We start from the raw sequence: 12,205 nt of genomic DNA, 5'->3' as shown, positions 1-12,205 counted from the left end.
GTCCGCCCGGTGAACAGCGGGTGACGTCGTCAGCGCTGGATGGCGGGTACGTCGGCCCAGATCGCACGCTCGGCGGCCGACGGCGCCGCGGGGATGCGGCCCGCGCCGTCTGGCTCGGGTATCGCCGCCAGCAGCGCCTGCGTGTACGGGTGCTGCGGGTCGGCCCAGAGCTGCACGGTCGGCCCGGACTCGAGCACGCGCCCGCCGAACATCACGAATGTGCGGTCGGCGATGCGCTGCACGACGGCGAGGTCGTGCGAGATGAACAGCATCCCGGCGCCCGCCTCTTTGACGAGATCGCGCATGAGCGCGGCCACACTCGTCTGGGTCGACGCGTCGAGAGCCGAGATCGGCTCGTCGGCGACGAGCAGCTGCGGGCGGGCGGCGAGCGCCCGCGCGATCGCGATGCGCTGCTTCTGACCGCCCGAGAACTGGTGCGGGAACATCGAGACGGATGCCGTGGGCAGGCCGACCTTCTCGAGCCACTCCTCGACCGTCGAGCCCTCCGCACCGCGCGCTCGCGCGGTGGCGATGCCGTCGGCGATCTGGTCGCCGATCCGGCGGCGGGGGTTGAGCGAGGTCGACGGGTCCTGGAACACCATCTGGATTCCGGTGAGGTGCTTCGGGCGGCGGCGCACGCGCAGCGGCGTCACCTCCCCATCGAGGAAGCGTGCCGTGCCGCCCGCGAGCTTCTCGATGCCGACGGCGGCGCGGGCGAGGCTCGACTTGCCGCTGCCGGATTCTCCGACGAGGGCGACGGTCTCACCGGCGCGCACCTGGAGCGACACGTCGTCGACTGCGACGACGGGCGGGTTGCCGGGGTAGCGGACGACGATGCCCTGAGCGTCGAGGACGGTCTCATGCGCCATGTTCGTCGCCTCCTTCGATGCGTGATCCGGGCAGAGCCGCGAGCAGCTGCCTGGTGTACTCGTGCTGCGGGTGGCGGAACAGCGTCGCTCGATCAGCGTGCTCGACGACCCTGCCGTCCTTCATCACCGTGACGACGTCGGCGATCGCGCTCATCACACCGAGATCGTGGGTGACGAGCAGAACGGCGATCTGGCGCTCGTCGGCGAGGTCGCGCAGCAGCTTCAGGATGCCGGCCTGCACGGTCACGTCGAGTGCCGTCGTCGGCTCGTCGGCGAGCAGCACCTCGGGATCGCAGGCGAGCGCGCACGCGATCGCGATGCGCTGCCGCTGGCCGCCCGAGAACTGGTGCGGGTAGCGTCGCAGTGCTTCTTCGGGGTTCGGGACCTGCACCCGCTCGAGCAGCTCGACTGCACGCTGTCTGGCTGCCGTCCCGCGCAGCGCGAGGTGCACACGCATGTGGTCGGTGAGCTGACGACCGACGGGGATCTGCGGGTGCAGAGACGCCGACGGATCCTGGAAGACCATCGCGATGCGCTTGCCGCGGATGCGGTTCATCGCCCGCCTGCCGAGTCCGAGCAGCTCGGCGTCGCCGAGCCGGACCGAGCCACCGGTGCGCGCGTGGCGCGGCAGCAGACCGAGGACCGACATGGCGGTGAGCGTCTTGCCCGATCCCGATTCCCCGGCGAGCCCATGGATGCGCCCGGCATCGAGCTGAACCGACAGGCCCTTCACGAGTGGGCGACCGATATCGACCGTGAGGTCGCGAATGTCGAGGATGCTCATGCGCCGCCTCCGCTCGATGCGACCAGCTCGGTCTGCTTCTCGTGCGTCACCTCGGCGGTCGGGTCGAGGATGTCGCGAAGCGCATCGCCGAGGAAGTTGAATGCCAGCACGACCGTGAGAATGGCGAGGCCGGGGAAGACCCCGAGCCACCACGCATCGAAGTTCTGCATTGCGGCGGAGATCATCGAGCCCCATTCCGGCGTTGGGGGCTGTGCGCCCAGACCGAGGAACGACAGCCCCGACAACAGCAGGATCGCCGCACCGATGTCGAGTGTCGCCAGCACCAGCAGCGGACCGGCGACGTTGGGAAGGATATCGACGACGAGGGTGCGTGTCGGTGAGTGGCCGAGCAGACGACCGGCGATCACGTAGTTCTGATTGCGCAGCGACAGCACGATGCTGCGGGTGACGCGCGAGTACTGCGGCCACGACACGACGACCGCCGCGATCACGGCGTTGAACAATGAGGGGCCGAGCGACGCGGCGACGACCATCGCGAGGATCACGGTCGGGAACGCCATGAACAGATCGGTGATGCGCATGAGCGTCTCGTCGACCCAGCCGCCGAAGTACCCGGCGAGCGCGCCGATCACGGCGCCGATGACAAGGGCCGCCACGACCAGGGTCAGGGCGAGCGGGATCGTGACCGTCGCACCGGTCATGAGTCTCGAGAAGATGTCGCGGCCGTTGCCGTCGGTGCCGAGCAGCGTGTCGACTCCCGGCGCCTGAAGGCGGGGCAGCGCCTGGGCGTTCGGCTCGAACGGCACCCACCACTGCGCGGTGAAGGCGACGATGATCCAGGCGGCGGCGACGACGCTGCCGATGATGCCGAGCGGGGTGCGCCAAGCACGGGGCCAGCGCAGCCTGAGCCGCCCCGGCATGCGGGGTTCGCGAGAGGTCATGCGATCCTCACTCTCGGGTCGAGCACGCCGTACAGCAGGTCGACGACGAAGTTGATGACCAGGTAGATGACGCCGACGATGAGGCCGACGCCCATGATCCCTGGCAGGTCGAGGTTGGCCGCCGAGTTGTAGGCGTACGTGCCGAGGCCGGGCCAGGCGAACACCGACTCGACGAGCACCGTGCCCGAGAGCAGTGAGCCGAAGGCGACGCCGACCACGGTCAGCACCGGCAGAGCAGCTCCGCGCAGCACGTAGTCGAGCACCACCCGCATGGCCGGCAGACCCTTCGCGCGAGCCGCCCGCACGTAGTCGCTGTCGAGCACCTCGAGCACGGACGTGCGGATGAACCGGGTCAGCAGACCGATCGTCACCAGCGACAGCACCATCACCGGCAGCGCCAGGTGCGCCATGGCGTCGGTCCAGCCCACGCCGTCGCCGTTCAGCAGGTAGTCGATCGTGTACAGCCCGGTCACCCGGGGCGGCGGGATGATCGACGGCGAGATGCGACCGGACCCGGGCGCGATGCGCAGGTTGAGGAAGAACACGTAGAAGCTCACGAGTGCGAGCCAGAAGGTCGGCACGCTGAGCCCGATCAGGGTGACCACTCGCACGATCTGGTCTGTGACCATGCCGCGCCGGTACGCGGCGAGCGTGCCGAGGACGAGGCTGACCGCGAGGCTCAGGACGATCGCGCAGAGCGCGATCTCGATCGTGGCGGGCACGGCCGTGGCGAGATCCGCGGTCACCGGCTGCCCGGTGACGAGGGAGGTGCCGAGGTCGCCGCGCAGCAGCTTGCCCATGTAGATGAAGTACTGCACGAACAGGGGCTGGTCGAGCCCCTGCGCCTTGATGAAGGCTTCACGCGTCGCGGGGTTCTGAGACGCCCCCTCACCCAGCGCCGCGGAGACGGGGTCTCCTGGCACCAGGTTGGTGAGCAGGAACGTCACGACCGTGACGCCGATCAGCAGCAGCACCGAGGTGCCGGCCCTGCGCAGCAGGTACCCCGCCAGGGGCGACTTCTTGCGCTGCGCCTGTGTCTGCACAGCCACTGTCGTCATCACGGTCGTTCCGTTCAGCCGGCGGGCGTGATCTCGGCGATGTCCATCTCCCACACGGAGTTGTAGACGGCGCCGTCGACCTTGTCAGAGGTGGCGATGTTGCGGCCGGGCACGATCAGAGGCACGAACGGGCCGCTCGCCTGCATCGTCTCAGCGAACTTCGTGAACGCGGCGGTGCGCTCGTCGGGATCGGTCGCGCTGGCGGCATCCGCGGCGATGGCGGCGATCTCGGGGTTGGCCGACTGCTCCCAGCCCGCACGCAGACCGACCTTCAGACCGGGTCCGAAGGGCAGGAAGTTGGCAGAGTCGGCGTAGTCAGGGCCCCAGAACCAGAGGCCGAAGCCCTCGGTGCCGTTCACGTACGCGTCGAGCTCGGTGGCGAACGGAGCGGGGGCGAGCTCGACCGTGACGCCGGCGTCCTTCAGCTGCGCCTGGATGCGCTCGGCGAGCGGCGTGAACTCCACCCCGCCGACGGGGTAGTCGTTCGGGAACTGCAGCTTCAGCGTCTGACCGGTGTAGCCGGCGGCGTCGAAGGCCGCCTTCGCCTTGCCGAGGTCCTGGGTGACGCCCTCGTCGAGGGCGCCTTCGAATCCGGGCGGGATCACGCCGGTCGCCTGCTCGGCACCGGCGCCGGCGAGCTCGAGCAGAGCCGGGTAGTCGAGTGCGTACCTGATGCCTTCGGCGAGCTTCACGTTGGCCAGGTCGCCGGCGACACCGGTCGACTGGTTCAGCAGCAGGAAGATGGTCTGCCCGGACGGCACCGAGTCGACGTCGAGGCCGTCACCGAGACCGCTGACCTGGTCGCCGTTGAGATCCATGGCGACCATCGAGTCGCCGCCCTTGAGGTTGGCGAGCTGGGTGGCGCTCTCGGAGACGTTGCGGATGACGACGCGGTCGTAGGCGGGCTTCTCGTCGCCGTTGTACTCGTCGTTCTTCTTCAGCACGATCTGCGAGCTGAGGTCGAGAGTGTCGAGCACGAAGGGGCCGGAGCCTGCGGAGGCACCGTCGAAGTACTTCTGCGCGGAGTCGGAGCCGTCGGTGCTGCCGCCGTTCTTCATCACCACGTCGGCGTTGACGATGCCGAGAGCGGGGTTCGCGAGGATGGCGGGCAGCTGCAGCAGGGGCGTCTCGGTGGTGAAGAGGATCGTCTTCTCGTCGACCTCCGTGATGGTGACGCCGGAGAGGAGGAAGTTCGGCTTGGCGTCGGCCATGCCCTGGATACGCTGCAGCGAGAAGACGACGTCCTTCGCCTCGATCGGGGTGCCGTCCGAGAAGACGCGGCCGTCTTCGAGTGTGAAGGTGAACTCGGTGGCGGAGTCGTTGGCCTTCCACGAGGCGAGCCCGGGGATCGGGGTCGAGACGTCCGAGCCCTTGAAGTCGACGAGCGTCTCGTACATCGCCTTGGCGAGCATGTTGCCGGTCGGGTCGTAGGTGTGCCCGGGGTCGGCGGTCTCGACCGAGAACGCGGTGTCGATGACCAGGGAACCACCGGACTTCGCCCCGCCGTTGTTGTTCGCAGAGTTTCCTCCCGAGCATCCGGTCAGGGCGAGGAGCGCGATCGCTCCGAGGGCGATCGCCGGCGTGCGCAGCGTCGACAGCATGGGTACCTCCATTGGCAGGGTGGATCGGGAGTCCTGGGCATCCAATGCTGGACGACCGTGATCAGATTCCCATGGTGTGCGACGATTTGTCCAATGACATTGCGTCATGTAGACAAAACCTGTCCGCACGATGGAGATTAGGATGCAGAATGTCCAGCACTGACGCTGAAGATACCCGGGATTCTGGACGAAGTGCCGCTGCCCTTGATCCGGTCTCGTATCGAATCCTCGATCTTCTTCGCGAGAACGGGCGCATCTCGATCGCCGCGCTGGCCGAGAAAGTCGGCATCTCGCGAGCCAACGCGTACACCCGAGTGGAGGGGCTGGTGTCGGACGGTGTCATCACGGGCTTCAGCGCGCGGGTCGACCCCGCCAAGGCGGGACTCTCGATCGGGGCGTTGATCTTCGTCACGGTGTATCCGCAGGCGTGGGCGTCGTTCCGGGCGCAGATCGCCGAGATGCCCGACATCGAGTACTGCGCCGTGACGACCGGAGAGCACGACGCCATGCTGCTGATCCGCGCGACGGACGTCAGCGGTGTGCACGAGTTCTCGACCGGGGTCATCGCTCAGCTTCCCGAGGTGCGCACGGTGGTCAGCGTCGTCGTGCTCGACGAGGTGATCCGTCGGCCGTTCGTGCTTCCCCCCGACCTGCCCGAGCGCAGCCTCGATGTGCCGCTGGGCATGACGCAGTGGACGCCGGCGACGGCGGGAAGAGGCGCCCTGCCGCCGCGGTGACCGCGACGACCGGATCAGGCCGCGGCGGTCTCGACGCACACGCTGAGCTGCGCGGCGCCGTGCATCTCGTAATGCTCGACCAGGCGCAGCATCCCGTCGTCGCCGATCTCGATCTCGCTCTCGCCGTCGCCGGTCACGACCTCGCCCGTGGCGGCCAGCACGTGCACGAACGAGACCCAGATGGTGTCGCCGGTGCGGGTTCCCACGAAGCGGCCGATCGTGACCGTGTCACCGGTGTAGTCGCCCCAGATCACACCGTCCTGCTCGAAATAGTGGAAGACGCTCGGGGCGTCGTGGTTGACGACGGACGTCGTCGACGACACCATCTTGAACGTGCGGCCGTTGAGACTGGGGAGGGTTCGGGTCTGAGTCACCCATCGATCATGGCAGGTACCGTTGACCCATGATCCCGGCGCCGCCCCCGCAGCAGCCGTTCGAGACGCGCCCCCTCACTGAACCGGTCGACGCCCGTGCCGTGAGCGCGTTCTGGCGGACGGTCAAGGCGCAGAACCCGACGTCGGGTGCCCAGATCGTCATCGGCGTGATCGTCGCGGTCGTCTTCGGCCTGGTGTTCCTGCCGACCATCGGCTTCACCCTGTTCGGGCTGATCGCAGGCATCGCCTCCGGGGACGCGGGGGTCGGGGCGCTGTTCTCCCTGCCGGCGCTGATCCCGTTCGTGATCGCCGCAATCGCCATCCCGCTTCTCGTGATCTCTCGCCGCCGCACACGCGAGAGCACCTACCGGATAGCCCGGTTCGCGCAGGCGAACGGCATGACGTTCCGCCCGTTCGTCAGCGACCCGCCGCTTCCGGGCATGATCTTCCACCTCGGCCACTCGCGCATTGCGTCACAGCTCGTCCGCGGGCAGGAGCCGCGCTTCGTCGAGTTCGGCAACTACCGGTACACGACCGGGTCGGGCAAGAACAAGACGACGCACAGCTGGGGCTACGTCGCCGTGAAGCTCGATGTGCCGTTGCCGAACATCGTCCTCGACGCCCTGGGCAACAACGGGCTCGGGTCGAATCTGCCGTCGACGTTCTCGAAGGACCAGCGCCTCTCACTCGAGGGCGACTTCGACCGGCACTTCACGCTGTACTGCCCGAGCGGGTACGAGGCCGACGCGCTCTACCTGTTCACGCCGGACATCATGGCGCGCTTCATCGACCATGCGGCGCAGCTCGATGTCGAGATCGTGGACGACTGGCTGTTCCTCTACATGCGACGGCCCGCCTCGACCACCGACGTCAGCACCTGGGCCTGGCTGTTCGGCACGGTTGGTGCGCTGCTGGGCAAGTTCGATCAATGGGCGCGCTGGCGCGACGACCGGCTGCGATCGGCGCAGCACGTTGCCGCGCCGCATCCGGCCACCCGGCTGCCGCCGCCCCCGGCTTCGCCCGCGGCTCTGCCCTTCGCCCCGCCTGCTGCCATGCTGCGGCCGCCGGCAGGGGTCGCACCGCAGGGCCGCCGCCTGCGCAAGGGCTTCTCGTGGGTGACGCTCGTGATCATCATCATCGTGTTCGGCGTGACGCTTCTGCCGCACTTCCTCGGCCTGCTGTCCTTCGTCTTCTTCCGCTGACACGGCCGGAATATATCCGGGGCGGCGGGCTTTCGGTCGATCCCCGGATGGAGGATGCTGGACGAGCATGCGGCCGCGCCCGCCGCCGCAGCTCGATCAGGAGGTTGCACGATGAAGGCCATCCAGTACCGCACGATCGGCAGAGGACCGGAGCTCGTCGACATCGAGACGCCGGAACCCGGGCCGGGCCAGATCCGTCTGAAGGTCACCGCCGCCGGCCTGTGCCACTCCGACTGGTTCGTCATGAACCTCCCGGCCGAGCAGTACGTGTACGGCCTTCCCCTCACGCTCGGGCACGAAGGGGTGGGTGTGGCCGAGAAGCTCGGCGACGGCGTGGAGGGCATCGAGCTCGGGGCCTCGTACGCCGTCTACGGCCCATGGGGGTGCGGGCAGTGCCACGCCTGCGCACGGGGTGCGGAGAACTACTGCACGAGGGCCGCGGAACTCGGCATCCAGCCTCCGGGCCTCGGCTCGCCGGGTGCGATGGCGGAGTACCTGATCGTCGACGACGCGCGCCATCTCGTTCCCATCGGCGACCTCGACCCGGTCGAGACGGTGTCGCTGACCGACGCCGGTCTGACTCCGTACCACGCGATCATGTCGTCGAGGGACAAGCTCGTCGCCGGGTCGACGGCCGTCGTCATCGGCACCGGCGGACTTGGCCACGTCGGCATCCAGCTGCTGCGCGCGATCTCATCCGCGACCGTCATCGCTCTCGACATCGCCGAGGAGAAGCTCGCGCTGGCGCGGGATGTCGGAGCCCATCACGCGCTGATGTCGGACGAGTCGGCCGTCGATGAGATCCGCCGCCTCACCGAGGGTCGCGGAGCCGAAGCCGTGTTCGACTTCACGGGCGTGCAGCCGACTCTCGACATCGCGCGCCAGGTCGTCGCCGTCGACGGCGACATCCAGATCGTCGGGATCGGCGGCGGCCTGCTGCCGACCGGCTTCTTCTCCACCCCGTTCGGCGCATCGGTTCGTGCCCCGTACTGGGGCACCCGCAGCGAACTCATGGAGGTGCTGGCACTGGCCCGCGGCGGATCGGTGGGTGTGCACGTCGAGCGCTATTCGATGGACCAGGCGGTTCAGGCATACACGCGGCTGCACGACGGGAGGGTGCAGGGACGCGCGGTCGTCGTGCCCTGACGGCGGTGTGACGCGTCGGCACGCGGTACGCCGAGATGGTCGGATGCTCTGATCCGGATGCCTAGGCCGGAGCGAGGCCGAAGTACTCCAGCTCGGCATCGTTCAGCATCCGGGACCGGATGAGGAAGCGCATGCCCGTCGGACCCTCGACGCTGAAGCCCGCCCCGCGGCCGGGCACGACGTCGATCGTGAGGTGCGTGTACTTCCAGTACTCGAACTGCGCCTCCGACATGAACACCTCGATCGGTTCGAGGCCCGCGATGTCGAGCTCACCGAGGCGCACGTCGCTCGGTCCGGTGATGAACATGCCGATCGGGTAGCACATGGGCGACGAGCCATCACAGCATCCGCCCGACTGATGGAACATCAAGGGCCCGTGCTGCGCCGTCAGCTCGCGCAGCAGCTCGGCCGCGGCATCCGACACGTCCACCCGCTCGTACCTTCCGATGCTGACCATCTGCGACTCCTTCGCTCGGGAACGGCTGCCGGGCGGACGTCACGCGACGCCCGCCCGGCACTGGGGAGGCCGATCAGAAGAAGCCCATCGGGCCTTCGGCGTACGACACCAGCAGGTTCTTCGTCTGCTGGTAGTGATCGAGCATCATCTTGTGGTTCTCGCGGCCGACTCCCGACTGCTTGTACCCGCCGAACGCGGCGTGGGCCGGGTACTGGTGGTACGTGTTCGTCCATACGCGACCGGCCTGAATGGCACGGCCTGCTCGGTACGCGGTGTCGCCGCTGCGGCTCCACACGCCGGCGCCGAGACCGTAGAGCGTGTCGTTGGCGATCGAGATGGCGTCGTCGAAGTCGCTGAAACTTGTCACCGACAGCACGGGGCCGAAGATCTCCTCCTGGAAGATGCGCATGCTGTTGCTGCCCTCGAACACTGTCGGCTCGACGTAGAAGCCTTCGCTGAGGTCGCCGCCGAGGTCTGCCCTCCCGCCTCCGGTGAGCAGCTTCGCGCCCTCCTGCTTGCCGATGTCGATGTAGCTGAGGATCTTCTCGAGCTGGTCGTTCGACGCCTGCGCGCCGATCATCGTGGCGGGGTCGAGCGGATTGCCCTGGACGACCTTGCCGACACGTTCCAGTCCGTCGGCGAGGAAGCCGTCGTAGATCGAGCGCTGGATGAGCGCGCGCGACGGACAGGTGCAGATCTCGCCCTGGTTGAGCGCGAACATCGTGAAGCCCTCGAGCGCCTTGTCGTAGAACGGGTCGTCGGCGCGGGCGACGTCTTCGAAGAAGACGTTGGGTGACTTGCCTCCGAGCTCGAGTGTGACCGGGATGAGGTTCTGCGAGGCGTACTGCATGATCAGCCGGCCCGTGGTGGTTTCGCCGGTGAATGCGACCTTGCGGATGCGCTTGTGCTGCGCGAGGGGAGCGCCGGCTTCGATGCCGAAGCCGTTGACGATGTTCACGACACCGGCCGGCAGCAGGTCGCCGATGATCTCGAAGAGGAAGAGGATGGATGCCGGGGTCTGCTCGGCCGGCTTGATCACGATGCAGTTGCCCGCGGCGAGCGCAGGAGCCAGTTTCCAGGTCGCCATGAGGATCGGGAAGTTCCACGGGATGATCTGCCCGACTACGCCCAGTGGCTCCTGGAAGTGGTAGGCGACGGTGTTCTCGTCGAGCTGGCTGATGCCGCCTTCCTGTCCGCGCAGCACGCCGGCGAAGTAGCGGAAGTGGTCGACGGCGAGCGGGATGTCGGCGGCGAGCGTCTCGCGCACAGGCTTGCCGTTCTCCCACGTCTCGGCGACGGCGATCGCCTCGAGGTTCTCCTCGATGCGATCGGCGATCCGGTTGAGGATGACCGACCGCTCAGTGGGTGAGGTGCGCTTCCACGATTCGAACGCCTTCCAGGCGACGTCAACAGCGCGGTCGATGTCTTCGGCGGTGCCACGGGCGACCTCGGTGAACGGCTTGCCGTTGACCGGGCTGATGTTCTCGAAGTACTGGCCCTTGGCGGGTTCGACGAACTCGCCGCCGATGTAGTGGCCGTACCGGGCGCGGTAGTTCGCGACGGCGCCGGGCTGGCCGGGGGCGGCGTACGCGGTGGACACGTCTTCTTCGACGATGGTCATCGTTGACTCCTTCGACGGGCCGCGGCCTCGATGCTGCGCGGCTGTTGGGTTCGAAGGTAGGGGGCGTCAGGTTGCGCCCCCGTGCGCAACGTTGCAGTCGGTTGCGGTCACTCGACGTCGAGACGCTCGATCCGCGCGACGAGACCCGAGCGTCTCGGCGAGCGGGCGGGAAGCATCTCGAGGGCGAGACGCAGCGCCTCGGCGTCATTCTGCCCCTCGGGGATCTCGGCGTAAGCGAGCAGCACGTCGAGACTGGCCTCGCTGACCATCACCTCGTGCAGGGCCGCGCGTACCGTCTCGCGGAACTCCTCGACGCCGGGTGATGCCGACTCGGGCAGCACCGCACCCGGATAGGCGCTGAGCGCGACGCGGTGCGCACCGCGGTCGAGCAGCGAGAGCACGTTCTGCGCGTCGGTCTCGAGCGGTGCGGTCAGCCGATACGGCCGTGACTGCGGCGCGAGGTCTGGCGAGACCCGCTCGAGCACCCTGCGCAGACGCACCATCTCGGGCCGCAGGGTGTCGGGGGACGCGCCCTCGCCGTAGACGAGCTCGCTGAGCCGCTCGGCCGACAGGCCCTGCCGGTGCACGGCGAGCATGAGCAGGATCTCGGCGTGCCTGGCGCTGAGCTCGATCGTCGTCTCGCCCTCGGCGGAGTCGACCTCGAGGCGGGCACGGTCGCGTGCCAGCACCTGCAGGCGGGCATGCCTGGTGTCACGCGGCGAGCGGCGCGGCGAGCGCTCCGACCCGCGGGGTGCCTCGCTGCGGGCCCGCAGACGCGCGACGAGCAGTTCGGATTCGACGGCTCGCGCCGTGGCATCCACCAGCATCCGGGCCTGCGGTGTGACGGCCTCGGCCCCGCCGGTCACGTCGATCACCCCGAGGATGCGGCGGGTCTCGGGGTCGAACACGGGGGCCGCCGTGCACGACCACGGCTGCACGAGTCGGTTGTAGTGCTCGGCGTGGTGGATCTGCACCGACTCGCCGAGGGCAAGCGCCGTGCCGGGGGCGGAGGTGCCGACGGTCTGCTCGGACCAGTTCGCGCCCGCGACGAATCCCATCTCGCCCGAGAGCACGCGCTGTCGAAGGTCGCCCTCGACCCACAGCAGCCGGCCGGCGTGGTCGCCGACCGCGACGACGACTCCCGAGTCCTCGGCACTGCCGGGCAGCAGCAGCGAGCGGATGAGGTCCATCACCCCGGCGAGCGGATGCCCGGTGCGGTACGCCTCGAGAGCGTCCTGACTGAAGTCGAGCGGCGGCAGTCCCTCGGCGCCGACGCGTCTCTGCCACGCCCGCTCCCAGGACGCCCGCACGAGCGGGCGCACCTGCTGCAGGCGGCGATCCTCGAGGTTCCCGGCGACGAGCTCTTCGTGTGCGCGCTCGATGAGAAGGCGCGAGACCTCCGGGGAGGCGTCACGCGATGACGACCAGGGGGACGGCACGCTGGCTCCGATCGG

General features: G+C 68.5%; 12 protein-coding genes. 3 read left to right on the top strand and 9 right to left on the bottom strand.

Going from position 1 to position 12,205, the window contains the following annotated elements:
- Window positions 1–29 precede the first annotated feature (29 nt).
- From PGB26_RS04065 to PGB26_RS04045, 5 genes are read right to left on the bottom strand one after another with little or no spacing between them, the layout of a single operon-like run.
- On the bottom strand, window positions 30–869 hold the full coding sequence (locus tag PGB26_RS04065) for an ABC transporter ATP-binding protein (RefSeq protein ID WP_271639064.1): 840 nt from the start codon (window positions 867–869) through the stop codon (window positions 30–32).
- The gene (locus tag PGB26_RS04060; RefSeq protein WP_271639063.1) at window positions 859–1,653 is read right to left on the bottom strand and encodes an ATP-binding cassette domain-containing protein; all 795 of its coding nucleotides are present in this window, start codon (window positions 1,651–1,653) and stop codon (window positions 859–861) included. Before PGB26_RS04060 ends, PGB26_RS04065 begins: the two co-directional genes overlap by 11 nt.
- Window positions 1,650–2,555 (bottom strand): ABC transporter permease, encoded by a 906-nt coding sequence (locus PGB26_RS04055; RefSeq protein ID WP_271639061.1) that lies wholly within the window; start codon window positions 2,553–2,555, stop codon window positions 1,650–1,652. The genes PGB26_RS04060 and PGB26_RS04055 overlap by 4 nt, the downstream gene beginning before the upstream one ends.
- Window positions 2,552–3,613, bottom strand: a complete 1,062-nt coding sequence (locus PGB26_RS04050) for an ABC transporter permease (RefSeq protein WP_271639060.1) — start codon at window positions 3,611–3,613, stop codon at window positions 2,552–2,554. Before PGB26_RS04050 ends, PGB26_RS04055 begins: the two co-directional genes overlap by 4 nt.
- A gap of 14 nt (window positions 3,614–3,627) precedes the next feature.
- Window positions 3,628–5,214, bottom strand: coding sequence for an ABC transporter substrate-binding protein (locus tag PGB26_RS04045; RefSeq protein ID WP_271639059.1), 1,587 nt, complete (start codon window positions 5,212–5,214; stop codon window positions 3,628–3,630).
- Between the two features lie 149 nt (window positions 5,215–5,363).
- Here PGB26_RS04045 and PGB26_RS04040 point away from each other — a divergent pair, with 149 nt between their 5' ends.
- The gene (locus PGB26_RS04040) at window positions 5,364–5,951 is read left to right on the top strand and encodes an Lrp/AsnC family transcriptional regulator (protein ID WP_271639058.1); all 588 of its coding nucleotides are present in this window, start codon (window positions 5,364–5,366) and stop codon (window positions 5,949–5,951) included.
- Between the two features lie 14 nt (window positions 5,952–5,965).
- Here PGB26_RS04040 and PGB26_RS04035 read toward each other — a convergent pair whose 3' ends face one another.
- Window positions 5,966–6,325 carry a hypothetical protein gene (locus tag PGB26_RS04035; RefSeq protein ID WP_271639057.1) on the bottom strand — a complete coding sequence of 120 codons (360 nt, stop codon included), beginning with the start codon at window positions 6,323–6,325 and terminating at the stop codon, window positions 5,966–5,968.
- A gap of 29 nt (window positions 6,326–6,354) precedes the next feature.
- On the opposite strand from PGB26_RS04035, the gene PGB26_RS04030 reads away from it, so the two are divergent.
- Together PGB26_RS04030 and PGB26_RS04025 are read left to right on the top strand one after the other, a co-directional pair.
- A complete protein-coding gene (locus PGB26_RS04030; RefSeq protein ID WP_271639056.1) occupies window positions 6,355–7,527 on the top strand; it encodes a hypothetical protein in 1,173 nt (390 codons plus the stop codon).
- Between the two features lie 111 nt (window positions 7,528–7,638).
- A complete protein-coding gene (locus PGB26_RS04025; RefSeq protein WP_271639054.1) occupies window positions 7,639–8,673 on the top strand; it encodes an NAD(P)-dependent alcohol dehydrogenase in 1,035 nt (344 codons plus the stop codon).
- Window positions 8,674–8,734: 61 nt separating this feature from the next.
- Here PGB26_RS04025 and PGB26_RS04020 read toward each other — a convergent pair whose 3' ends face one another.
- From PGB26_RS04020 to PGB26_RS04010, 3 genes are all read right to left on the bottom strand, one after another.
- Window positions 8,735–9,130: a DUF779 domain-containing protein gene (locus PGB26_RS04020; RefSeq protein ID WP_271639053.1), complete on the bottom strand. Its 396-nt coding sequence runs from the start codon at window positions 9,128–9,130 to the stop codon at window positions 8,735–8,737.
- A 73-nt stretch (window positions 9,131–9,203) separates the two neighbouring features.
- Window positions 9,204–10,751, bottom strand: coding sequence for an acetaldehyde dehydrogenase ExaC (exaC, locus tag PGB26_RS04015; RefSeq protein ID WP_271639052.1), 1,548 nt, complete (start codon window positions 10,749–10,751; stop codon window positions 9,204–9,206).
- A gap of 107 nt (window positions 10,752–10,858) precedes the next feature.
- Window positions 10,859–12,190 (bottom strand): GAF domain-containing protein, encoded by a 1,332-nt coding sequence (locus tag PGB26_RS04010; protein ID WP_271639051.1) that lies wholly within the window; start codon window positions 12,188–12,190, stop codon window positions 10,859–10,861.
- Between the last annotated feature and the right edge of the window lie 15 nt (window positions 12,191–12,205).

It is taken from the genome of Microbacterium sp. nov. GSS16 (assembly GCF_028198145.1).
GTDB lineage: Bacteria > Actinomycetota > Actinomycetes > Actinomycetales > Microbacteriaceae > Microbacterium.
Note: the sequence above shows the minus strand (reverse complement) of the source record. Positions and strands in the feature narration are given on the sequence as shown.

Excerpts from the sequence above, each read along its gene's own strand:
- PGB26_RS04060 (WP_271639063.1), bottom strand. The coding sequence starts at position 1,653 with ATGAGCATCCTCGACATTCGCGACCTCACGGTCGATATCGGTCGCCCA.
- PGB26_RS04065 (WP_271639064.1), bottom strand. The coding sequence starts at position 869 with ATGGCGCATGAGACCGTCCTCGACGCTCAGGGCATCGTCGTCCGCTAC.
- PGB26_RS04050 (WP_271639060.1), bottom strand. The coding sequence starts at position 3,613 with ATGACGACAGTGGCTGTGCAGACACAGGCGCAGCGCAAGAAGTCGCCC.
- exaC (WP_271639052.1), bottom strand. The coding sequence starts at position 10,751 with ATGACCATCGTCGAAGAAGACGTGTCCACCGCGTACGCCGCCCCCGGC.
- PGB26_RS04030 (WP_271639056.1), top strand. The coding sequence starts at position 6,355 with ATGATCCCGGCGCCGCCCCCGCAGCAGCCGTTCGAGACGCGCCCCCTC.
- PGB26_RS04025 (WP_271639054.1), top strand. The coding sequence starts at position 7,639 with ATGAAGGCCATCCAGTACCGCACGATCGGCAGAGGACCGGAGCTCGTC.
- PGB26_RS04045 (WP_271639059.1), bottom strand. The coding sequence starts at position 5,214 with ATGCTGTCGACGCTGCGCACGCCGGCGATCGCCCTCGGAGCGATCGCG.
- PGB26_RS04020 (WP_271639053.1), bottom strand. The coding sequence starts at position 9,130 with ATGGTCAGCATCGGAAGGTACGAGCGGGTGGACGTGTCGGATGCCGCG.
- PGB26_RS04040 (WP_271639058.1), top strand. The coding sequence starts at position 5,364 with ATGTCCAGCACTGACGCTGAAGATACCCGGGATTCTGGACGAAGTGCC.
- PGB26_RS04055 (WP_271639061.1), bottom strand. The coding sequence starts at position 2,555 with ATGACCTCTCGCGAACCCCGCATGCCGGGGCGGCTCAGGCTGCGCTGG.